Genomic DNA, 21,773 nt, shown 5'->3' on the forward strand with positions numbered 1-21,773 from the left:
GCATCTCTCGAACGCGGCGATCGGCGGCCAGTACGCGCTGCGCGTCTGCCTCGTTAACCACCGAGCCACCGATGACGACGTGGAAGCGATCGTGACCGAGGCAATCGCCGCCGCCGAAGAGCTGAACACCTGATTCCTGAAGTTGGCCGCGAGCACCTGACCAGATCGGTCGTCAAAAATCATCGGCAATTTGGCCCGAGGAGCCGCCTAGGTAGGTATCCCAAATATAATTTCGAAGATTTTTGCGATGGTCAAAGGACCGGTAATACTTCGTATCCTTGTCCGCATATGCAGAACCACCGATATGGAGGAACGCGCCGTCCAAAAGTTCATGAAGCCCGAGTGTTCCGGAAAGTTCAATTGGTTCTTGCTCTCGTCTCGCTACCTCTATACTGGCTTCGCCGAGCTTCGAATAAAGAATCGACCAATTCGCACCGCCTGTGTCCAATCCGATATCCATGCGCGGCTCAAAATTCAATTTTAGCCCATCGACCGCGGCGAAGCGATAGAAGCAGAAACCAGCCCAAAGGTTCCATTGGTGGTCGTCCTTCCTTGATTTGTAAATGAAATTCTCCGTGGGACGAACCTTCAAGCCGTAGACGGCCTTGCCGGCCAGGCTGTCAGGGATACTGAAGGCAAACACCGGGAAGCAGTCGTGATCAATGAAGCCAAACAGTTCTGGCCGTAGGTGGCTGACTACATTGTGGAATGTCCACGTAATCGCAGTTCCGTGCGACCTTGACCAATGCTTTTCGCGACGATTTGGCAATCCGAAATAGGGTACTTTTCGGATTGCGCAAATGCGCGCGATCTGTGCTCTCGCATCGTCCTTGGTCGAATTATCGATAACGACCAAGTCCATGCCTGGCCGATACGTCTCCCAGGCTTTCGTCAGGGCATCAATGACCCATGGCGTGTTGAAAGCGATAGTGAAGCAAACCCGTGTTGTGCCGATATCCTGAAGTTCCTTGGCAAAGGACCTACCGGCGACGCGCCCTCGATATTGAAAAATCTTATAAAAAATCCGGTTCCGAGCGGCTTTCACTGCTATTGTGAAGCGGCCTTTGTTTATAGCGTCGACAAGAAATTTGAATCCCATTGCGGCGACATAGCTCAGCAGCTGGCATCCTTTCAAGGCCCTTAAACCGCGCTGTCTGGGGAGATCGTCCCGCCGCCCAATCAGAGTTCAGATTGCCTAGGCTCCGCGTTCGCGCTAGGCGGAAAATTCTCGCCAAAGATACTTAATCTATCGGCGACTGCGCCGGAACAAAGTGGCGGGAAATGAAAGTATCTATTGACCCAGTCAACGCGTCCGCCTCGGATTTGATCTTGTCATCATCCCAATCCCACCAGCAAATTGTCAGTAGTTTCTCCACTATTTCTTTGGGGAAGCGATACCGAATGATTCCGGCTGGAACGCCGCCAACGACCGCATAAGGCGGGACGTCCTTTGTGACTACAGCATTCGTCCCAATGACCGCGCCGTGGCCAATGCTCACTCCTGAGATGATAACCGCACCGTGGCAGATCCACACATCGTGGCCGATGATGACGCCGCGCTTTCTGCCACCATTTTGAACGGGCTCTGGCCTCTTCAGGAGGTTGATATTGATCGGATAAGACGTGGCGGAGTTGGTCGAGTGCTGCCCGTCGCACATAATCGTCACATTTCCGGCAATCGAGCAAAATGAACCAACTGTAAGCGGTGCGTCTTTGGATGGCAGCAATACCGTGTGCTTAGCCAGTCCATATGTATGTCGCCCGACGCTGACGCCTGACGGAAGCTTGTATCGCGGCCCCAGAAAGCTCTTCTCTCGCAGCCAATTCGTCAGCCTGGACATGACTGCCCTATACACGGTTATATCGCCCAAGCCCAAGGCATAAAATTACGTCTCCCCCTGGACGGAGAGTAACCTCCCGTTCACCGCGACCCGGCCTGGGCGATGAACGCGCGGTCCGGCAGTCTACGTGAACGGATTCGCCGCCGTGCCGCTACGTCGGCCAATTTTTGCTGCGCAAGCGGCCGAGGGCGCGATGGCGGTTCAGTTTCCGGAAGTTCTCAGCCGGTTCGGCTAATCCAAGCGTCGAGCCTGTCGAGCGCCGCTGGGGGCAAGTGCCAAACGGTTCCTTAAGCGCGAAATGGAAAATGCCGAGAGCTGTTCAGCCTTCTTTTCAAGCTGACCAGCTCTAGCCGTCAACGCTGTGTCCGGAAAACTGCCGGCGGTATTTCTTCCAGCGCCACTCTAGACGTTTGTACCAGAGCGGTCGCCCTCGGTTTGGCGAAATCGAGGTTTTGAACCGGCCGTTCTGACTCCCTTGTTCGACGATCGGCCGCTCGAACCAAACGATCTCCGTATTTGTTTCTCGATCGCAGTTGTTGACTGCTAGGTCGATCGGCTTTGTGAACTCGTGCTCGCGGAACCAACTCAATCTCGCCTCCGCTGCCGATCGCGTCAAAACATACGAATGGGTGCATCGACTGTGCTTGGCGGGATAGAGTGATTGCCTCCTCCTCAGCATCAACCAGGATGTGTAGTAATTACCGCCGTTTCACAGTACACGACCGCCTGCCGCTCCGCAGTAAGTTCGCGAATGCAGTCATTCAACCGCGTCACGAAATTGGGAGAAAGGAAAACGTCATCCTCAAAAACGAGGCAGAATTGCTTCTCCGTCCTCAGGAAATCGTCCCAGATGCCGATGTGCTTTCGCGCCAAAGATATTTCAGCTCGCTTCAGCCGAGATTGCCTGTCGGCTTCTGAAAGGTCTGGAACATCGTGGTCGACAAACCAGTCGACTGGCACGCCGCGCTGGGAAAACTCTTTCACGATATGCCGCTCGCGGTCTTCGTACCCGACTTTTACATGGCATATGCGGCTAAAGACATGGTTTTGGAAACATACAATTGCGTTAGATCATATCGGCTGGATTGGCCAGAACATTTTTTGTCGACGATCTTACATTGTGCACCGCCTTGGCACAGGCGGGGCCTTTTACCTCCTGTGGAAAGTAACCTGCCGTTGACCAGATCCCGGTGTTCGCTGAATGCAACCCCCAGTCGCTGGAATGAGAGAGCCTGAACAACAGGCGCCCCGAAAGTCCAGCGGCCGGCGTTTTCATGTAGCCCCGTCAGGATGTCCGCAAGGGCGTGCTGAAAGTATGCGTCGGTCGCTGCTCTCACTCGCTGGGATGCCGCAACCGATACCGCACAAAATCAAGCCCGCCCCGGCGATGGGAAGCCGGAACGGGCTCGGCTTGGGTCTGGAACCTGTGTAGTCAGGAGACTACGGAGAAGTAACAGGTCGGCGGCTGCAATGTTCCGAAGTTTCTGGCTTACGGGCCGCCGGGAGCAAGTCCTTAGCGGTAATTCGAGACGATCCGGGTGGCGGATTTTTCCGCACGGGATCGCGACACGCTTCAGGCCAGCAGGCCGGCGGCCTTCGCTGCCTTGCGCAGGGTTTTGCGGGCTTCGGTAGGACTTCTCAAGCCGTCGAGCGCGTCGCGGCAGACGCGGCTTGCCGACCGCCAGGCGCGGTCGCGCGCCCGCCTTGGCCAGCGCAGGTCGAGGCATTCGACTGCCTCGAAGCAGCTTGAGACCTTGCGATGTCCGCTTGGTTCGAAATCGATCACGACCGGCTCGGAAAACCAGACGTCGTTCATCACATGCTCCGTTCGTATGTTGGTCTTTTGATAAGCAACGGCGCCGGCAGGCGCCTGTTGGGATGCGGGCCCCGGATGATCGGCGGACCCGCGCATTAACCAAACACTGCCGATAATGTTCCGGAAAATTTTAGAGATCAGCGATGGGCCGGCCGGAGTTGCTCACGCAGCGGATTCATTGCGCCGGCGCGCCGCGCAAAAAACATGTGACAACGTCACTGGCCGCGCTGTCGTCCGCGGCGAGATCGGAGCCGACAGGCGGATGAACGCGTCAGGCAGCGGTTTCGGCCGGCGCGGAAGCGTCCGGTCAATTCGCGCGTCGTGTCGCTCTTCTACAGAAGACAGGATGCCGCCTTGGAGCTATTCGACCAACACATGCGCTTCGCGCGCGGCGCTGATGAAGGCTTCCCTGGCGTTGTCGGCCGGAACGTCGCCGCTCATTGCCCGGCGGCAGGCGCGCAGCGCCGCGCCATGCTGCGCGCTGCCGGCGTCGCGCCATTGGCCCGTCAGCAGTTCCACAGCCTGCTGGGCGTTGGAAATGTGTCGGATCGAGCCTGCCACGCCGACGGCGACTTCGACCGGCCTGGAAAACCATCCCTGGATCATCGCGAAACCCCTAATGCGTTGTGAGCGGATGATAAACGCGCCACCGCGCGGCAAGTTTCATCCCGATATTTCAACAGGATGTGAGCAGCGCGCCGGTAACGGGCGTGGCTGCCGCCTATCTTCCGAGCGGCTTGCGGGACAGTTCGATGAGTTCCGTCTCATCGGTGATGCCGGCCATGTAATTGGCGATGATGCGGGAGGCGCGCGCCTCCTTCTGCTCTTCGGTTTCTCCATCGATGCGGCCGCTCTCGAAGACACGCCCCAACAGCGCCGTCTCGGCGGGCGTGAATGTGTTTCGCGACATGTTGGACACGGGCTTCTTCCTCCAGCTCATGTCCCCCTTGCTCCCCGGCTAAACATTAGCACGGGTTCGGAAACGGGGTGAGTCCTCAGGGAAACGGCGACAACGTGCGTCTTTCGCGGCGCCCGGCCGGCCAGGTTTTCGTCTCGTTGTCTGCTCGAAGGCATGCCGGAGACTGGGCCAGCTTCGCTATCTTGCTGAAAGGACGAAGCGCTGATACTCATTAGCGGCGCGGAATTATTCCGAGTCTGCGCCAACTTGCGTCGCGCAACAACGCGGCGCAGGCTGTCCGAGACCAAGATCCCGACGTGGTGGCAACCGGGTTACGGAGGGTATTGGTCGAACAAAGAAGCAGGGCAGGTTCCGACTGCGTGTCGGAGCAGGCCCATCAAATGCTCTGGAATTCCGAAGCCATTGCCCCCGTGGCCTCGGAAGAGCATGAACATGGGGAAACCGATGGTGACCAAGAAACTTACCGCCAACGCAGAAAGCGCGGCAGCCTTTCTTGCGGTAATGGGCAACGAGAAGCGTTTGCTCATCATGAACTACCTGGCCGAGGGCGAATTGTCTGTCGGCGCGCTCGCCGACAAGGTCGAACTCAGCCAGTCCGCACTCTCCCAGCATCTGGCCAAACTGCGCAGGTTTGGCCTGGTCGACACCCGCCGCGACCGCCAGATGGTCTATTATTCCTGCAAGTCGTCCGCGGCGCGTGAGCTCCTCGTTCTGCTCGACGGGCTGCTGACCATGGACAGGCCGCTCGCCGGCCCGGCCCGGCAGGCTCTTGTCGAAAGAATGCGGCCGCCGCAGGCCGCTTGAACGGCTCCGACCGCAGGCGAGGGGCGAGCAGCCTTCGCCTGCTTCGCCTGCGCGGCGCGCCCTCTGAAGGCGCGATGCAAACAGGATGGCAATGCGCCGGCCGGCATACCTGCCCTGGCGCACTTTATCATCACTTCATTCGCCGGGACGCGATCCTGGCCAGAATGCTGCTGCCGGGGAAACCGGTAGCGGCCGGATTTCGTCATGTCGTCACGGGCTGGCCGTCGTCGCCGATCGGGCTCGACTTCTCGCGCTCTTCCCATCACTTTTGATTGAAGGATGTTGCCCCGGCGCGGTCGCGGATGCTCACAAGCCGATGATATTATAGGCTTTTCTGCCGCCGCCGCCCGCTCCCGGCACGCCGAGGTTTACGGATTTGTAAATCGCGCGCCGGACTTCGGGTGGCTAGACTTTTACGCGATCCACACCCCCGGATCACCACGGGCCAGACTTCCACTTTGGCACCGTCAGAGGCTCGTCGCTCCCGGCGGGCCTCTTTCGTTTTGGTGCAAAGTCGCGGTTTTATGGTGCGGCTCGCCGGCGCGTAATCACGCTGCGCACGGCGAGCACCAGCACGGTGATAATGATCAGGATCACCGAAAGGGCTGCGATCGCCGGATCGATGTTGTCGCGCAGGCCCATCCACATCAGGCGCGGCAGCGTGATGGCGTTCACCGAGGTGATGAACAGCGTCACGCCGATCTCTTCCCAGGAGAGCACGAAGGAGAGGAGCGCCGCGGTGACGATGCCGAACTTGATGTTGGGCATGATGACGCGCGTCGCGCGCTCCCACACGCTGGCGCCCAGGCCTCGTGCCGCGAGGTCGATGCGCCGATCGAGCTGGCTGAGCGAGACCAGGATCAGAACGGTGGCGAAGGGCACCGTCATCACCGCGTGCGCCATCGCGACACCCAGCCAGGTGTCGTAACCGAAGAAGGATGAGATGCCGGAGACCGAGGTGAGCAGGAAATACAGCGTCACCGCCGAAACCACCGGCGGCACCACCATCGGCAAAAGCACGAAGCCGACCAGGGCGGCGGTGAAGCGCGGCTGGAACATCCACACGCCGAGACTGAAGGTGAGCGCGAGCGCCGTGGAAATCGCGCTGCTGACCACACCGATGCGGATCGAGAGCAGGATGGACTCCAGCCAGCGCGGATCCTCGATCAGCGAACGGTAGTGGCGCAGCGACAGTTCGCCGGTCGGCATGGTCAACATGCGGCTCGGCGTCAGCGACACCGGGATGACGGCGAGCAATGGCATAAGCAGAAACAGCGCCACCAGGACGGCGAGGATGAGCGAGACGGGACCGGGGCGGTAGGTGGGCATCTTGCTACACCAATTGCTTCGGTTTGACGTAGCGGAACAAGAGCGCCATCAGCGCGCCGACGAACACCACCAGCACGACGCTTATTGCCGCGCCCAGCCCCCAGTCCGGGCTCTGGAAGATGCGAAGATAGATGAGTTCGGCGATCATCACGCTGCGGCCGCCGCCGAGGATCGCCGGCGTGACGAAGAAGCCCAGCGAGAAGACGAAAGTGATCATCGCCGAGCCGATAATGCCCGAGCGCGTCATCGGCACGAACACCGTCCAGAAGGTGCGCATGCGGCTGGAGCCAAGCCCGCGCGCCGCGAGCAGCACGCGCTCGTCGAGGCTGCGCATGGCCGAAGCCAGCGGAAACACCGCGAAGGGGATGAGGAAATGCGACATGCCGACGATGACGCCGAACTCGTTGCGCACGAGCGTCAGCGGCTCGGAGATGAAGCCGATCGATTGCAGCCAGGTGTTGATGAGCCCGCGGTTGGACAACAGCGCCACCCAGCCGAAGGCGCGCGTCAGCACCGAGATCCAGAACGGCACCAGGATGCAGAATTCCGCAAGCACGCGCTGCACCGGGCTGCCGCGCACCCAGACGACCGTGATCGCATAGGCGGCGGTGACGGAAACGATGGTGACGATCGCCGCGATGCGCAACGTGCGGACGAATACCGACTGCACCAGCGGATCGCTGACCAGCGCGCCATATTGGCCGAGTCCCGGCGTCGGCAAGGTGAAGCTCCACTTCACCACGCCGAGGAAAGGCCAGGCATAAGCAAGGACCAGGAACAGGAGCAGCGGCGCCATCAACAGCGCCGCGCCCGTCCTGTCGGAGAGGGTGCCCCTCATGTCAGTTCAGCATCTCCGCCCGCTCAAGCCGAGATGATCTTGGTGTATTCGTCGAGCGCCGCGCCGTAGTTCTTGGCGTACCACTCCATGTCGAGCGGGATCTGCTTCTTCATGTTTTCCGGATCGACCGGGTTGATGCGCTTCTTGTCGGCCGGGATCAGCGCGTCGGCCGCCGGGTTGGCCGGGCCCTGGCCGAGCTTCTCGAACATCACCAGTTCCTTCTGCGGATCCTGCGTGCTGGCGATGAACTTCATCGCAGCTTCCTTGCCGCCGGGGTTGTTCTTCAGAACCGCGAGCGCGCCGGGCGAGATCAGGCCCTGGTCCCAGATGAACTTGATCTGGCCGCCCGAGTCCTGCTCGATCAGCGAGGCGCGCGTCGACCAGACGATCGCCATGGAAGCCTCGCCGTTGAGCAGCACGCTCTGGCTTTCGGCGCCGCCGCCCCAATAGGAGACGACGTTTTCCTTGAAGGCGGCGATCTTGTCATGCGCTCGCTTGAGGTCGAGCGGATAGAGCGAGGCGGGTGCCACGCCGTCGGCGAGCAGGGCGGCTTCCCAGCTCGACACACCCCATTTGTAGAGCGAGCGCTTGCCGGGGAATTTCTTCACGTCGAAAAAGTCGGCCATGCCGGTCGGTGCATTGGAGCCGAACTTCTGCGAGTCGTAGGCGATCACGTAGGAGAAGAAGTAGGTCGACGCGGCAAATTCCCAGCCGAAGCCCGGCCGCATCTTGCTCTTGTCGACGATCTTGTAGTCGATCGGCTCGAGCATGCCCTGACCGCCCAGCGTAATGGCCGAGAACGGATCGACGTCGACCAGGTCCCAGGTCGGCGCGCCGCTCTTGAACTGCGCGGCGATCGCGCCCTCGGTCGGGCCCGAGCCGTCCATCTTCACGGGGATGCCGGTATCCTTGGTGAAGGCCTGGCCGTAGGCGGCGTCGTAAGCGGTGATGGCGTCGCCGCCCCAATTCACCAGCACCAGCCCCTTGGTCTCGGCTTGAGCATGGGTCGAGCGCAGCAGCATCGGCGTGCCGGCGAGCACGAGGCCTGCAAGCTGCGCGAATTGCCGGCGCGAGATCTCGCCGCGTTTTGCCCTCTCTGCGAGGGAGTCGATGGTCTGTTTCTTGGTCTCGTTCATGTCAGTTCCCCTTGTTTTAATTGATCTGATCCGGAAACCGACGCGGCGAATTCACGCCGCTTCGGCGCTCATTGTCCTCCGTCCGGCAGGAGGAAGCCCTTTTCCGCCGGCCAGGTCAGCCAGACGGAATTGCCCTTGCTCAACGCTGCCGCCGCCACCTCGTTCGGCACCGAGACGGTGACCTTCGCACCCTGGCGCGTGGTCAGGTCGAGCTTGGTCGCCGCACCCAGATAGGTCGAAGCGACAGCAGTGGCGGCGATGCCGTTTTCGCCGGCCGCTGCCTCCGGCGCGATCGACATGTGTTCCGGCCGGATTGCCAGGATAGCGTCGCCGCGGACCTTTTCTGCTTTGCAGCGCATGTTGACCGCCCGGTCCTCGCAGACACCGGTGGCGCCATTATCGGCGGGCTTGACGCCCTTCACGGGCAGCATGTTGATCTCGCCCAGGAACTCGGCGACGAAGCGGCTGGCCGGCCGGTCGTAGACCTCGTCCGGCCTGCCGACCTGCAAGAGCTTGCCGTGATTGAAAATGGCGACGCGCGAGGAAAGCGCCAGCGCCTCGCTCTGGTCGTGAGTGACGAAGACAAAGGTGGTGCCGGTCTCCTGGTGCAGCCGCTTCATCTCGGCCTGCATCTGGCCGCGCAGGCTCTTGTCCAGCGCCGAGAACGGCTCGTCGAGAAGCAGCACGCCCGGCTCGAACACCAGGGCGCGGGCGAGCGCCACGCGCTGCTGCTGGCCGCCGGAAAGCTGCGCCGGCAATTTCTTCTCGTGGCCTTTGAGACCGACGCGCTCGACCATCTCGCCGACACGGCTTTTGATCTCTGAAGCGGACTTCTTGCGCACCTTGAGCGGAAAGGCGATGTTCTGTTCCACGCTCATATGCGGGAACAAAGCATAGCCCTGGAACACCATGCCGGCAGCGCGCTGTTCGGCCGGCCGGTCGGTAATGTCGGTGCCGTCGCTGAAAAGCCTGCCCTCGCTCGGCTGCACGAAGCCGGCCAAGATCATCAGGAAGGTGGTTTTGCCGGAACCGGATGGCCCAAGCAGCGTCAGGAACTCGCCGCGGCCGATATCGAGCGTGAGATTGTCCAGCGCCCGGAACGAGCCGAAGCTCTTGCCTATCCCGTTCGCCTTGATCTCTGCGGCCCGGCCGGGTTGCTGCATCCTGCCTTCGTCCTCACGCTTGTTTCAAATCGTATGCACGGCGCGCGTTCACCGCAACCGAATAGTTTTCGTCTGTTCGGCAAATTTGATTCACGGATGGGCAGGTGGCGGGAGCGTCTCCCAAACTTGGGCGTTCGGCGGGCTCGCCAACCTTCGCGATTGGCGAAAGCGTTCATGCCGTCGTCATTTCAGGGCGGAGCAAGGAGCGAAGCGACGCGCGCAGACCCTGGTTGCCATGCCGTGACCTCTGGGAGCTGCAACGGTGCAAAATTCTGATCAAGCGTGCCTTTCGCGATCGCCACGGAATGGATCCTCGGATCAAGCCCGGGGATGACGACCGGACGGTTGGCACTCCGAGGGACATCCCAAGGCGTGCCGGCGTCCCCGCCTTCAATACTTCGCCAGCCTGCTTTCCAAAAGCTTCGCCCGCAGCCAGTCGCTGAAGGCATTGAGTACCGGGTGGCCCGCCTTGGCATGCTCGAAGACCAGATAGTAGGAGCGCGGCGAGGGCACCGTCGCTTCGAACGGCTTGACCAGCCTGCCCTCGCTCAGCGCCCGGCGGCCGGTCAGCTCGTCTCCCATGGCGATGCCCTGGCCGGCGATTGCCGCCGAGAAGACGAGGTTCATGTCGGAAAAGAAGATGCCGCCTTCGGTGTCGGGATTTTCCACCTTGGACAGCGCCAGCCAGCGCGCCCAGTCCTCGGTATCGCTGAGATGCAGCAAGTTGGCGCGCAGCACGTCGGCGGGCTTGGAAAAGCCGCCCACCTTGTTGAGCAACGTCGGGCTGCAGAGCGGGGTGAAGGAGACCTCGCAAAGCAGCTCCACCGCGCGGTTCGGCCAGTTGCCGACGCCGAAGGCGATGAAGGCGTCGGCCTCCGGATTGCTGACATCGTCGAGTCGCCGCGGCGTCAGCACCGAGAGCGCGACGTCCGGATACATCTGCTGGAACTCGCCGATATGGGTGCACAGGAACATCGAGGCGAAGCCCGGCGGACAGGAGATGCCGAAGGAGCCGCCGACGCCGGCGCCGCTGTTCTGCGTCCCCGCGTCGCCGAGCACGGTCAGCGCTTTCCTGACATCGGCGGCGTAGCGCTGGCCGCGCGGCGTCAGCGCCACGCCCTTGCCGATGCGCTGCAAGAGATCGAAGCCGAGGTCGCGTTCGAGCAGCCTCAGCTGATGCGAGACGGCGCTGCGGGTGAGGTGGAGTTCATCGGCCGCGCGCCACACGCTGCCGTGACGAGCAAAACTGTCGAGGGCGCGAAGCGCCTGCGTGGAAGGTATGCGCAAGAGGCCTCAGGTGAACCGAATTTGCACGAGCCGGGAAAACATATCACTTTTTGAAGAGCCGCTTCACTGCTTTCTTTTGCGGCGGCATGGAGAAACCGGTGACGACATCAGCGCAGGAAACGGCACTGGCCTGCATCGACGGCATCCAGCCGCTCTTGTCGGCCTGGACGCGCACCATCTTCGACCTCGGCGAGACCGCCTGGCGCGAGTACCAGTCCGCAGCCTGGTATGTCGACCGGCTGAAGCGTGAGGGCTTTTCGGTGGAAGAGGGCTCGGGCGGCATGCCGACCGCCTTCTGCGCGCATTGGACAAATGGCGACGGACCGACGATCGGCATGTATGCCGAATACGACGCGGTGCCCGGCAACTGCCAGGATGCCGTGACGGTCAAGCAACCGCGGGCGGGGCTCAGCGTCGAGGCGGGTGGCCATACCGATCCGCACTCGGGCCTCGGCATTGGCAGCCTCGGCGGGCTGCTCGCCGTCAAGGCCGCGATGCAGCAGCATGGCATTCAAGGCACGCTGCGCTTCACTGGCGAGCCGGCAGAGAAGGTGAGGGGCTCGAAGCCGATCCATGCCGCCAAGGGCTATTATGACGGCCTTGCCGGCATGATTTCCTTTCATCCCTTCTATATGCTGCCGCTCTGCAACACCGCGCGCTGGGACACGCATTGCGGTGCGGCCTATGCGATGATCTACCGCTTCATTTGCGACGAGCCTCAGAACTGGGGCCGCGCAAGCGACGGCGCCCCGATCCCGCAGGCGCATTCCGCGGTCAGGGCGCCAGGTGCCAACGATGCGCTGATGATGATGTACATGGCTTCCAAGGCGCTGCGCGATTCCATGCTGACGCACCAGGGCGGCTGGTCGATCAGCGAGGCGATCCTGACCGCGGGCCAGGCGACCGCCGACAATCTGCCGGCGGGCCTTGCCGAGATCCAGTACATGATCCGCGTGCCGACCATCGCCATGGCCGAGCAGGTGACCGCCGTGCTCGACCGAAACGCGGAAGCGGCGGCGAAGATGAGCGGCTGCCGCTACGAACGCCACTGGGTGTCGAAGTCGCGCCCGGGACTGGCCAACCACGCCATGGCCCGCATCACCTATGAAGCGCTCTCTACCGTCGGTCCGCCACAGTGGAACGAAGAGGCGAGGGCGATCGCCCGCGAGGTCCAGGTCAATGCTGGCGGCGAGGCGACCGAGAATCCGTTCATCGACGAGCTGGAGCGCCTTATCACGCCGCAGGAGGCCGAGGCGGTCCTGCGGCGCGACCTGCCGCCCTCGCAGGTGAACTCGACCTCGGACGACTATACCGACATGAGCTGGCACGCGCCGACATCGCGCTTCTACGTCGCCCGCCCGGCGCTGCGTTCGGCCAACGGCCACGCCTATCCCGCTTGGGTGATGAATGCGTTGGGCGGCATTGCGGCCACCATCGACCCGATGGTGACCTGCGCCTCCAAGACCGTCGCGCTCACCGCGCTTCGCCTACTGGAAGACAAGGCGGCGCGCGATGCGGCCATGGACGAATTCGTCAAGCGAACCGGCGGCGGCGCCGGCGGCTCGAACTGGATCGCGCCGCTTTGCGACTACGAGCCGCCGATAAACTTCCGCTGGCCGGAATATGTCACCACCGGGCGCGGGCGCGACTGGTGGATACCGAGCAGCCAATGATCTCAAGCAGACCGACCCCGAGGAGAACACCATGACCGTCCATGACCGCATCGTCGCTGAGCCGTTCTCGCTGCAGCGCCGCAATCCCAATGGCGGCACCAAGCCGCTCACTGCCTGGGGCTTCGCCAACGAGACCGACGTTCTGAGCGACGTGCTGCTCGGCTCGCCCAATTTCCTTCGCCATCTTTCGACCAGTTCGCTGTCCAGAAAGCATTTGCGCGAGGCGCCCTGCAACATCCAGATCGCCCAGGCGCAGCACAAGGACCTCGTCGCCGCTTACGAGCATTTCGGCGTCACCATCCACTGGCACGAGCCGACGCCGGAACTGCCGATGCAGGTCTATTCGCGCGACTCCAGCGTCATGACGCCCTACGGCGCGTTCATCACCGCAATGGCCAACTGGTGGCGGCGCGGCGAGAACTACGCCGCCATCCGCACCTATGAGAAGCTCGGCATCCCGATCTACGACATGGTGACCGCCGGCACCTTCGAGGGCGGCGACTTCAACGTCATCGAGGAAGGCGTGGTGCTGATCGGCTGCGGCGGCGCCCGCACGCAGGAGGAGGGAGCGCGCCAGGTGCAGGCCTGGTTCGACAAGGAAGGCTGGGAGACGCGCATCGCCTTCATCGACGAATACTACGTGCACATAGACCTGATGGTGGTGCCGATCGCCGAAAAGCTCACCGCCGTCTGCCTTGCCTGCACCGAGCCCGGCATCGTCGACTGGCTGAAGGGCAAGGGCCACGAGATCATCGACGTGCCCTTCCAGGATACGATGGCGCTCGGCTGCAACTTCATGTCGCTAGGCAAGGACAGGGTGATCGCCCCGACCTCGAGCAAGACGCTGATCGAAAAGCTGAAGGCACGCGGCTTCGAGGTGGCGGCCGTCGACATGAGCGAGATCTCCAAGACCGGCGGCGGCATTCACTGCATGGCGCAGGCGCTGAAGCGGGTGAAGGCATAGGAGCACGGCGCCGAAGCTGCCAATCTCCCCCTTGAGGGCCCTTGAGGGGGAGATCTCCAGCAGGACAGAAGGGGGCGCGAAAGAGCTTCGATCTGTCCCGTTTCGCTCTCTCTCTACGCTGCGCCGGTCCACTCAGCGTATCGCCTCAGGCCCATGCCGGCGAACAGCATAATCATCATGATGGTGAAGAAGAAGGCGATGCCGAGGTAGAAGAAATTCGCTATGGGCGAAATCTTCACATACCGCACCTGCTTGAACGGCACGCCGCTCGGCTTTGTCGCCGCCAGTCCGAGCCAGAAGAAGAGGGTGACGGCAACGAGCACGCCGATATAAGGATCCATCCAGTCCGGCACTCTGACGAAGCCGAAATTGAACGCAAACGCCCGGTTCGCTGACAATAGCAGCACAGACGATATCGAACAGGCAAACAACATGCGTTTCATGCGGCGTTCCCCTATATCCGCAGCGATAATCTCTCTTGATTGAGAGCCTGTTATTCCTGCCCGTCAAGATTGCAGGCAAGGCGCGTGCCGTTCTTGCCAATCGTTTGTTGAGCAACGCCCGCACGGCCGGCTCGCTGCCCGCGATAACTTGCGGGATGCCGAACATGAGCGCACACTAAAATTCGGGCGGAGGGGGCTCATCAACAAGAACGGGAGGAATTCATGAATGCCATGAGCTTCACTGCCCTTGAGGGCGGCAAGACCACAGTCGATGCCGCCGCCCTGGAAACGCTTTCGACGCAAATACGCGGCACGGTGCTGCGGGAGGGTGACGCCGGCTACGACGGCGCGCGCAGCATCTGGAATGACATGATCGACCGGCGGCCCGGGCTGATCGCGTGCTGCGTCGGCGCCTCCGATGTCGTTGCCGCGGTGAATTTCGCCCGTGAGAACGGACTTCTCGTCTCCGTGCGCGGCGGCGGTCACAACATTGCCGGCAGCGCCATCTGCGAGGGCGGCCTCGTCATCGATCTCTCCATGATGAAGTCTGTGCGGGTCGATGTCGCGGCGCGGCGCGCCTGGGTCGGACCCGGCGCCACGCTTGTCGATGTCGACCGGGAAACACAGGCCTTCGGACTGGCGCTGCCGACCGGCATCAACTCGACCACCGGTATTGCCGGCCTGACGCTGGGCGGCGGCTTCGGCTGGATCACCCGTAAATACGGGCTGACCATCGACAATCTCGTTTCGGCCGACGTGGTAACCGCGCACGGCAAGCTGCTGCGCGCCAGCGAGACCGAGAACGCGGACCTGTTCTGGGCGCTGCGCGGCGGCGGCGGCAATTTCGGCGTCGTCACGGGGTTCGAGTTCAAACTTCACCAGTTCGGGCCGCAAGTGCTGTCGGGCCTTGTCGTCCATCCCTTCGCCGATGCCGGGAAGGTGCTTCGGGAATACCGCGCCGCGCTCGAAACCGCCCCCGACGAACTGACCTGCTGGGTGGTCATGCGGCAGGCGCCGCCGCTGCCCTTCCTGCCGGCCGAATGGCACGGCAAGGAAGTGCTGGTGCTGGCCATGTGCTGTTGCGGCGATATCGAGGCTGGCGAAAAGGCGACGCAAAAGCTCCGCGCCATCGGCACGCCGATCGCCGACGTCGTCGGTCCCAACCCGTTCACGGGCTGGCAGCAGGCCTTCGATCCGCTGCTCGCGCCTGGCGCCCGCAATTATTGGAAGAGCCATGACTTCACCGAGCTTTCCGACAGCGCGATCGAGATCACCACGACCGCGATATCCAGGCTTCCGGGTCCCGAATGCGAGATATTCTTCGGCCATGTCGGCGGCGTCGCTGGCCGCGTCCCGGCGGAAGCGACGGCGTTTCCGCAGCGGAGCTCGCATTTCGTCATGAATGTTCACGCCCGCTGGCGCGAACCGGCCATGGACAAGGCCTGCATCGAATGGGCTCGAGACATCTATGAAGCATCAAAGCCTCATGCTGCCGGAACGGCCTATGTGAACTTCATGCCGGAGGATGAGATCGACCGTGTCGAAGCGGCCTATGGCGGCAATTATCGCCGGTTGCTCGAGATCAAGCAGCGCTACGATCCGCAGAACCTGTTCCGCATGAACCAGAACCTGCGTCCGAAGGAAGGACTGCGGGCCGCCTGACGGGGCAGCATGCCTCAGCCGCGCCGTCCCGACGCGTCTCGTTGACGAAGCCTTGAAGCCTGGAGCGCGTCGAGCCGTTGCTGGAGATGGCCGTTGAACACGATCATCTCCTTCAGCGCCTTCACCGGGTCGCCCTTGTGCCGGGCGATGAACCGCTCGGCGATTGCCTGAAGCGCCGCTTGCTCGCGGCTGTCGAGCCTGACGATGTGATCCATCTCGGGTGCTCCGCAGGTTCCCACTAGCATGTAAACAAAAAGGGAACAAAATTGTCAACGACGAATTGACTCAGCGAGGAACGGGTTCCTATTTTGTCAGCAGATGGGGCGGTTGCTCAGGATCACGGAGAGCCGCGTTGGGTAGACGGAAAAGCCGCTATGACAGATTGTTCCGGTCGGACGCGGAGGCGATCATTCGCGATGCGTTGGAACTGCGCCAGACCGTGCTGGCGGCGCAGCTCAATCTCAAGACCAACGGCGAAATGTACTGGCGGCTCAACGGGTTGGTGGAGAGGCTGCATGAGGTGATGAGCGCGGTGGCGGGCAGGGACCTCGATTTCCGCGCCGCCTGGCTCGGCCTGCTGCCGCTGCCTGAGGATTATTCAGACCGGACATGAGAAATGGCCGGACCCATGGACAGCGTCGGCCGGGCGGCCAAGGCCAACATGCTGCTCGTAGTCGAATGCCGCCACTGCTACCACGCCGGCCGCTTCAAGGCGAACGACGTGGCCAAGGTGGCCGGCTGGAACAAGCCGCTCGAAACCATCCGCTTCCGCTGCAAGCGCTGCGGCCGCAAGGACACTGAGGTCAAGACCCAGTTCATCGACCAGGATCACCCGCCCAAGGGTTATATCTGGGTGCTGCAGAAGGCGAGGGGATAGCAGCTGTCACTCAACACGCGAGCTATTTCTGAGACCTGGTTTTACCGCGTTCGGGATCGACGGTGTCCCTGGCCGAAGCTACAGTGGCGGCCCTCGACACCATCGAGCCTGCCCGGAGCGCCCATGGACAGCCGCCTCGACCGCATGATCGCCCGCCTCACCACCCAGCGCCGGGCGCTGGAGCGGGCGGCGGAGGAGACCCGGGGCTTGCCCGGCCCGGTGCTGGAGATCGGCCTGGGCAAGGGCCGCACCTACAGCCATCTGCGCAAACTGTTTCCGGACCGCCGGATCATCGCCTTCGACCGCGACCTGCACGCCCCGGCTGATGCGGCGCCGGCCGGCGCCGACCTTGTGCTGGGCGATTTCCGCGAAACGCTGTCCGCCTTGTCCGGCTGCGCGCCCGCAGCCTTGGCCCATGCCGATTTCGGCAGTGAGGACCGCGCCCGCGACACCGCCCAGGCCGGCTGGCTGGCGGCGCTCATCGATGCGTTGATGGCACCGGGTGGCCTAGTGGTCAGCGACCGGGCGATGCAGTCGCCGCGCTGGACCCCCTTGCCCTTCGACACGCCGGACTGGCCTTATTTCCTCTGGCGCGTGAACTAGCCGCCACCACAGCTCACTTCACATCCGGCATCGTTTCCGCGGCTTCGTCGGCCGGGCGGTCAAGGCCAACATGCTGCTCATAGTCGAATGCCGCCACTGCTACCACGCCGGCCGCTTCAAAGCGAACGACGTGGCCAAGGTGGTCGGCTGGAACAAGCCGCTCGAAACCATCCGCTTCCGCTGCAAGCGCTGCGGCCGCAAGGACACTGAGGTCAAGACCCAGTTCATCGACCAGGACCATCCGCCCAAGGGTTATATCTGGGTGCTGCAGAAGGCGAGGAGCTAAAACAACGACCCCTGCGCCGGCGGTTCCGCCGGAAACTTGATCTGCGTCGCCGGCTTGTCCACGATCACCAGCGCGTCGTCCGGCGCCGGCCGCTGCAGCGTCTTCGCCTCCGACCACGGCGCTGTCAGCCACAGCTCGGTTTCCGCCTCGGTGGTCAGGATCACCGGCATCGCCTTCTCGTGGATCGGCGCGATCAACGCGTTCGGCCTTGTCGTCAGGAAGCCGTAGAGCTCGTGCTCGCCCGGGCCTTCCTTGACCTTGCGCACGCCCTGCCACGGCGTCCACAGGCCGGCGAAGAAGAACAGCGGCCGCTCCTGGCTCAGCGCAAACCAGAAATTCTTCTGCACTCCCGTCTGCGGATCCTTCTGGCCGGGCGTCGGCGAGGGTTCGGCAAAGCTCGTCACCGGCACCAGGCAGCGGTTCTCGACGCCGAGATAAGGTAGCCAGTGGGCATATTGGGGGTTGCGGATGTTGGTCGTGCCCGGATCGGCATTGCCGCGCACGCGTTCTTGCGGCGTCGGCATGCCCCAGCGCAGCCGGGCGAGCTCGCGGCTGCCGTCGGTGGCATTGCGCACCACCGGCGCCGGTTGGTTCGGATAGATGTCGACCAAAGGTTCGAGATTGCCCGAAATGTCGCGCAGCGCTCGCGACCACTGGCGGATCGCTTCCTGGCTGGTGGTGATGTTGTAAAGATTGCACATCGGCAGCACTTCCCCGTCCCGCCGATTGTTCCCGCATTTTCCGCGGAGCGCAAACTGGTTGCCGGTGAGGCGAAGGCAAGCCACACGAAATTGACGATATTGGGCGCTCAGTGTCTGCGCCCGCGGCGCCGCTTTGGCTCGACCGGCTCCGCGGCCGGCGGCTCGCCCGGCAGGCCCAGCCGGTGGCGTTCCTCCTCGGCGAAGGCTTCGGCTTCCGCGTGGATGTTGAACAACTGATGGGCCAGCCGGCCGCCTTCGACGACGCGCACCAGCCATTGGCCGTTGATGAATTTTACGCGGACACTGTCTGGTTCGCCTGCCACCATGTGCAGCTCCAGCTCGTCGCCCTAAGAATTGCATCCTCGAACAGCAATACGATTTAACGCACGAAGGGTCGCCGCAAGCAACCGCTTATTATCCTCAGCAGGAGAATAGTTGCAAGGCACGAGCACACTTGATGTCGAAAATACAGATTTCCGGTAAGCGCCGTTCAAAATGGATAAAATCCAGACACTGAAAGCTTGAGCGGCACCCTAGGTAGAATTCGACTTCGATGCGGCGCCCGGTCCGCGCAACGATACGCCTCTCGAGCGCTTTGGAGCGATTGTGAGCGCGTGCAGGTTCGCACGGCAGTAGCGCTGGTTGCGGATTGGGGGGCTTTGCTTGCGAGGCGCGCCGGCGGCCCGGCAGCCTGGGGGGGTGTTTTGGGTTCGGCGGCCGGGCCTGACCGGAGTTTGCGAGCCTGCCGGCTACTTCGAACATGCGCTTGTACTAATGCAAGGGCAAGAACGACCTAGGCCCTAGGACCAAAGCAGTGGGAGGGGCGCAAACGGCCGAATACGACCACCGGCCCGCGCGAGGCTCCGGCCCGCCTCCACAGAACATTTGCCCAGCATCAGAAACCGAAGAACTGCTTGCCCACGAGGTAGCCCAGCGCCACGACTGCCAGCGGGAACAGCGCCGGCGCTATCCTGCCGAATGGCGAGGATCTTATCTCGCCCGCAGGGGCGTTGGGCTTGGCGTTGCCAAGGTTCTTGGTCATGGGTCCGTTACCGGAATTCGTTGCCGGGTGACCAACAATATTAGAAAGCCCTGATTAATTTTCTCACAATTCGATTGATGCAATTTGCAGCTATCGACGGTCAGTCGCTATTCGCCCGCTGGGGTGCGTGCGCTTCCCGCTTCCTTGCCGATACCGTCAATGTCGGACCGGGCGAGCGTTCTACCCGCCTGGGAACCCTTCCCGCCCTCGCCAGGTTTATATGCGAGGCGAACCACCATGCTAGATAGGCCGCCTGCCGAAAACCCGGGAAGGACCCTCGCCATCGTGCTGGCGGTCGGCCTCATCATCATCGCCTTGTTCTTTATCGGCTTCAGATATTCAGAGCGCGATCAGGGAGCCTTGATCGTGCCCGGAACGGTGCAGGGCAGCAAGTGATCGACCCGAAATCCTTGCCTGCTGCTAGGGCGCGTAACACTTTGATTTTGCCTATCATCCCTTTCAAATCTTTTAGTTTCGGGGTTGCACGCCAGGGAAGAAACCGGTTTTCCGAAACGTTTATCGAACAGGCAACGGTCAGCGCTTGGCGCCTGCCAAAGCGCGCTCATGAGCAAGGAACCCCTCCGGCAACAGCGCGCACCGCGCCGAGGCCCAGGGAGACAGTACATGTCCGCTAACGCCTACATCAACCGGATCGCGACGGCGGTTCCGGAGCATGAAGTCCACCAGTTCTACCTGCGCTACGCGGCCTCCATGCTCTGCAGCGACCGCAGGAAACTATTCGAACGCATGGCCGGGCTTGCCGGCATTGACCACCGCTTCTCCTGCTTTGCCCCGGCTCTCGATCCCGAAGGGCCGTCGGTCGATCTCGGCGGGATCTTCAAGCGCGGGGCATTTCCCGGGACGGCCGCCAGAATGGCTATGTTCGCAGAGGCCGCACCCACGCTGGCACAAAAGGGCGTCGACGGGCTGCATCTCGGCAACGAGGCTTCGCGCATCACACACCTCATCGTCACCACCTGCACCGGTTTCTCCGCGCCCGGCATCGACCTCGACCTGGTTCAGCGCTGCGGCCTTGCGGACGGCGTGGAACGCACAATGATCGGTTTCATGGGCTGCTACGCTGCGGTCAACGGCCTCAAGCTTGCACGTCACATCGTACGCTCCGATCCGGGGGCAAGGGTACTGCTGGTCAACATCGAGATCTGCACACTGCACATCAGGGAAACCACCGAACTGGAAAAGCTGCTGTGCTTCTGCCTCTGGGGCGACGGCTGCGCGGCGAGCATCGTCACCGCCGAGCCGCCCGGCATCGAGCTCGACTCCTTCCGCTGCGCCGTCGTGAACGAGCAGCGCGAGCTGATGACCTGGGATATCCGCGACCAAGGTTTCGACATGGTTCTTTCCGGCAAGGTGCCGGCCGCTGTCCAGGAAGCCCTGCGCAGCAACCGGGACGCGATCCTCGCAGGCCGGGCGCCGGAAGCGATCGACCTCTGGGCTGTGCATCCCGGCGGCCGCAGCATTGTCGACGCCGTCGAAAGGGCGTTTGAACTCGAGCCCGCCGCGCTCGAGCCCTCGCGCGAGGTGCTTCGCCAATATGGCAACATGTCGTCGCCAACCGTCATGTTCGTGATGGAGAAGATGCTGAAGAAGCCGGGCGGGCTGCTCGGCTGCGGCATGTCGTTCGGGCCCGGGCTGACGGCCGAGACCATGCTGTTCAGGACCGTTTCATGAGTGCGCTCGCTGAACGCAGCCTCGTTCCGGAAATCCTGGACGGGCTCGCGGCCGACGATGCGCGGGCAATCCGCTCGCGCCGCGATCTCGCCCGCATCAACGCGCTGATGTTCCAGGCGCCGATCATGGCCTCGCTCATGCGGAAATTTTTGGCGAGGCCGCCGGGCCGCATCCTGGAGATCGGCGCCGGTGACGGCACCTTCATGCTCAAGGTGGCGAGGCGCATGGCACGCGATTGGCGCCAGGTGGAGCTGACGATGCTCGATCGCATCGGCCTCGCCACGCCGAAGCTTGCGGCGGATTTCGCCGGGCTGGGATGGACGATCGAAACCATCACCGCAGATGTCTTCGATTGGGCGGAGAGGGCGGATGGCAGGGCCTTCGACGCGATCACGGTCAACCTGTTCCTGCATCATTTCAACGATGCTGCACTGCTTCGCCTGTTCTCGCTATTGCGGCCCAAGGCGCCGCTCATCCTGGCGACGGAACCGCTGCGGGCGGGCTTTGCACTGGTCGCGGCCCGGATTCTGCCGGCAATTGGCGTCAACGACGTCACGCGACATGATGCGGTTGAAAGCGTCCGCGCCGGCTTTCGCGGCCACGAGCTTTCCGATCTTTGGGCTGCCGCCGGCGGCAACCCGCTCGAGGAACGGCGCGCAGGGCCTTTCTCGCATGTCTTTGTCGGGGCCTCGGCGAT

General features: G+C 62.5%; 28 protein-coding genes. 12 read left to right on the forward strand and 16 right to left on the reverse strand.

Going from position 1 to position 21,773, the window contains the following annotated elements; translation table 11 throughout:
- Window positions 1-172 precede the first annotated feature (172 nt).
- The 6 genes from P9230_RS31355 to P9230_RS31380 all read right to left on the reverse strand — a co-directional run bounded on the left by P9230_RS31355 (window position 173) and on the right by P9230_RS31380 (window position 4,597).
- A complete protein-coding gene (locus tag P9230_RS31355; RefSeq protein ID WP_127246647.1) occupies window positions 173-1,135 on the reverse strand; it encodes a hypothetical protein in 963 nt (320 codons plus the stop codon).
- 106 nt (window positions 1,136-1,241) lie between these two features.
- The gene (locus tag P9230_RS31360) at window positions 1,242-1,841 is read right to left on the reverse strand and encodes a CatB-related O-acetyltransferase (RefSeq protein ID WP_278121676.1); all 600 of its coding nucleotides are present in this window, start codon (window positions 1,839-1,841) and stop codon (window positions 1,242-1,244) included.
- 678 nt (window positions 1,842-2,519) lie between these two features.
- Complete coding sequence (locus P9230_RS31365; RefSeq protein WP_278121678.1) at window positions 2,520-2,825, reverse strand: glycosyltransferase family 25 protein; 306 nt, start codon at window positions 2,823-2,825, stop codon at window positions 2,520-2,522.
- A 589-nt stretch (window positions 2,826-3,414) separates the two neighbouring features.
- Complete coding sequence (locus P9230_RS31370; protein ID WP_066999301.1) at window positions 3,415-3,657, reverse strand: DUF982 domain-containing protein; 243 nt, start codon at window positions 3,655-3,657, stop codon at window positions 3,415-3,417.
- Between the two features lie 360 nt (window positions 3,658-4,017).
- Window positions 4,018-4,263: a DUF982 domain-containing protein gene (locus tag P9230_RS31375; RefSeq protein WP_059186167.1), complete on the reverse strand. Its 246-nt coding sequence runs from the start codon at window positions 4,261-4,263 to the stop codon at window positions 4,018-4,020.
- A 115-nt stretch (window positions 4,264-4,378) separates the two neighbouring features.
- Window positions 4,379-4,597 (reverse strand): hypothetical protein, encoded by a 219-nt coding sequence (locus P9230_RS31380; protein WP_245299680.1) that lies wholly within the window; start codon window positions 4,595-4,597, stop codon window positions 4,379-4,381.
- Window positions 4,598-5,020: 423 nt separating this feature from the next.
- Here P9230_RS31380 and P9230_RS31385 point away from each other — a divergent pair, with 423 nt between their 5' ends.
- Together P9230_RS31385 and P9230_RS31390 are read left to right on the forward strand one after the other, a co-directional pair.
- On the forward strand, window positions 5,021-5,380 hold the full coding sequence (locus P9230_RS31385; protein ID WP_066999308.1) for a metalloregulator ArsR/SmtB family transcription factor: 360 nt from the start codon (window positions 5,021-5,023) through the stop codon (window positions 5,378-5,380).
- Window positions 5,377-5,652, forward strand: a complete 276-nt coding sequence (locus tag P9230_RS31390) for a hypothetical protein (RefSeq protein ID WP_278121680.1) — start codon at window positions 5,377-5,379, stop codon at window positions 5,650-5,652. Before P9230_RS31385 ends, P9230_RS31390 begins: the two co-directional genes overlap by 4 nt.
- A gap of 250 nt (window positions 5,653-5,902) precedes the next feature.
- Here the strand turns inward: P9230_RS31390 and P9230_RS31395 are convergent, their stop codons facing one another.
- The 5 genes from P9230_RS31395 to P9230_RS31415 form a co-directional block, all read right to left on the reverse strand.
- Window positions 5,903-6,709, reverse strand: a complete 807-nt coding sequence (locus tag P9230_RS31395; protein ID WP_278121682.1) for an ABC transporter permease — start codon at window positions 6,707-6,709, stop codon at window positions 5,903-5,905.
- A gap of 4 nt (window positions 6,710-6,713) precedes the next feature.
- Window positions 6,714-7,547, reverse strand: a complete 834-nt coding sequence (locus P9230_RS31400) for an ABC transporter permease (protein WP_067330676.1) — start codon at window positions 7,545-7,547, stop codon at window positions 6,714-6,716.
- A 23-nt stretch (window positions 7,548-7,570) separates the two neighbouring features.
- Window positions 7,571-8,683, reverse strand: coding sequence for an ABC transporter substrate-binding protein (locus P9230_RS31405; RefSeq protein ID WP_066999254.1), 1,113 nt, complete (start codon window positions 8,681-8,683; stop codon window positions 7,571-7,573).
- A 68-nt stretch (window positions 8,684-8,751) separates the two neighbouring features.
- On the reverse strand, window positions 8,752-9,846 hold the full coding sequence (locus P9230_RS31410; RefSeq protein ID WP_066999257.1) for an ABC transporter ATP-binding protein: 1,095 nt from the start codon (window positions 9,844-9,846) through the stop codon (window positions 8,752-8,754).
- A 390-nt stretch (window positions 9,847-10,236) separates the two neighbouring features.
- Window positions 10,237-11,133, reverse strand: a complete 897-nt coding sequence (locus P9230_RS31415; protein WP_066999260.1) for a LysR substrate-binding domain-containing protein — start codon at window positions 11,131-11,133, stop codon at window positions 10,237-10,239.
- Window positions 11,134-11,219: 86 nt separating this feature from the next.
- Between P9230_RS31415 and P9230_RS31420 the strand changes: the two genes are divergently transcribed.
- Window positions 11,220-12,806, forward strand: a complete 1,587-nt coding sequence (locus P9230_RS31420; protein ID WP_278121700.1) for an amidohydrolase — start codon at window positions 11,220-11,222, stop codon at window positions 12,804-12,806.
- Between the two features lie 31 nt (window positions 12,807-12,837).
- Window positions 12,838-13,770, forward strand: coding sequence for a dimethylarginine dimethylaminohydrolase family protein (locus P9230_RS31425; RefSeq protein WP_127325416.1), 933 nt, complete (start codon window positions 12,838-12,840; stop codon window positions 13,768-13,770).
- 113 nt (window positions 13,771-13,883) lie between these two features.
- Here P9230_RS31425 and P9230_RS31430 read toward each other — a convergent pair whose 3' ends face one another.
- Entirely contained in the window at window positions 13,884-14,213 is a 330-nt protein-coding gene (locus P9230_RS31430; RefSeq protein ID WP_127246655.1) for a hypothetical protein, read from the reverse strand.
- Between the two features lie 222 nt (window positions 14,214-14,435).
- Here P9230_RS31430 and P9230_RS31435 point away from each other — a divergent pair, with 222 nt between their 5' ends.
- On the forward strand, window positions 14,436-15,875 hold the full coding sequence (locus tag P9230_RS31435; RefSeq protein ID WP_278121686.1) for an FAD-binding oxidoreductase: 1,440 nt from the start codon (window positions 14,436-14,438) through the stop codon (window positions 15,873-15,875).
- 14 nt (window positions 15,876-15,889) lie between these two features.
- On the opposite strand, the gene P9230_RS31440 is transcribed toward P9230_RS31435, so the two are convergent.
- Window positions 15,890-16,090: a hypothetical protein gene (locus P9230_RS31440; protein WP_278121687.1), complete on the reverse strand. Its 201-nt coding sequence runs from the start codon at window positions 16,088-16,090 to the stop codon at window positions 15,890-15,892.
- Window positions 16,091-16,227: 137 nt separating this feature from the next.
- Between P9230_RS31440 and P9230_RS31445 the strand changes: the two genes are divergently transcribed.
- The 4 genes from P9230_RS31445 (at window position 16,228) to P9230_RS31460 (ending at window position 17,641) form a co-directional block, all read left to right on the forward strand.
- Complete coding sequence (locus P9230_RS31445) at window positions 16,228-16,488, forward strand: hypothetical protein (protein WP_127215614.1); 261 nt, start codon at window positions 16,228-16,230, stop codon at window positions 16,486-16,488.
- A gap of 3 nt (window positions 16,489-16,491) precedes the next feature.
- Entirely contained in the window at window positions 16,492-16,752 is a 261-nt protein-coding gene (locus P9230_RS31450) for a hypothetical protein (RefSeq protein WP_278121690.1), read from the forward strand.
- A 123-nt stretch (window positions 16,753-16,875) separates the two neighbouring features.
- Window positions 16,876-17,355, forward strand: a complete 480-nt coding sequence (locus P9230_RS31455) for a class I SAM-dependent methyltransferase (RefSeq protein WP_278121692.1) — start codon at window positions 16,876-16,878, stop codon at window positions 17,353-17,355.
- 70 nt (window positions 17,356-17,425) lie between these two features.
- Window positions 17,426-17,641: a hypothetical protein gene (locus tag P9230_RS31460; protein WP_278088265.1), complete on the forward strand. Its 216-nt coding sequence runs from the start codon at window positions 17,426-17,428 to the stop codon at window positions 17,639-17,641.
- Here P9230_RS31460 and P9230_RS31465 read toward each other — a convergent pair.
- The 3 genes from P9230_RS31465 to P9230_RS31475 all read right to left on the reverse strand — a co-directional run bounded on the left by P9230_RS31465 (window position 17,638) and on the right by P9230_RS31475 (window position 19,384).
- A complete protein-coding gene (locus P9230_RS31465; protein WP_278121694.1) occupies window positions 17,638-18,342 on the reverse strand; it encodes an SOS response-associated peptidase in 705 nt (234 codons plus the stop codon). The two genes, P9230_RS31460 and P9230_RS31465, sit on opposite strands and share 4 nt — an antisense overlap.
- A 107-nt stretch (window positions 18,343-18,449) precedes the next feature.
- On the reverse strand, window positions 18,450-18,668 hold the full coding sequence (locus tag P9230_RS31470; protein ID WP_095783325.1) for a hypothetical protein: 219 nt from the start codon (window positions 18,666-18,668) through the stop codon (window positions 18,450-18,452).
- Between the two features lie 569 nt (window positions 18,669-19,237).
- On the reverse strand, window positions 19,238-19,384 hold the full coding sequence (locus P9230_RS31475; RefSeq protein ID WP_082954140.1) for a hypothetical protein: 147 nt from the start codon (window positions 19,382-19,384) through the stop codon (window positions 19,238-19,240).
- Window positions 19,385-19,621: 237 nt separating this feature from the next.
- Here P9230_RS31475 and P9230_RS31480 point away from each other — a divergent pair, with 237 nt between their 5' ends.
- From P9230_RS31480 to P9230_RS31490, 3 genes are all read left to right on the forward strand, one after another.
- Window positions 19,622-19,780: a hypothetical protein gene (locus P9230_RS31480; RefSeq protein ID WP_156751168.1), complete on the forward strand. Its 159-nt coding sequence runs from the start codon at window positions 19,622-19,624 to the stop codon at window positions 19,778-19,780.
- Window positions 19,781-20,008: 228 nt separating this feature from the next.
- Window positions 20,009-21,076, forward strand: coding sequence for a type III polyketide synthase (locus P9230_RS31485; protein ID WP_095801535.1), 1,068 nt, complete (start codon window positions 20,009-20,011; stop codon window positions 21,074-21,076).
- On the forward strand, window positions 21,073-21,773 hold a 701-nt coding region (locus P9230_RS31490), incomplete at its 3' end, for a methyltransferase domain-containing protein (RefSeq protein ID WP_278121696.1). The genes P9230_RS31485 and P9230_RS31490, both read left to right, overlap by 4 nt.

The organism is Mesorhizobium sp. WSM4887, assembly GCF_029625865.1.
GTDB lineage: Bacteria > Pseudomonadota > Alphaproteobacteria > Rhizobiales > Rhizobiaceae > Mesorhizobium.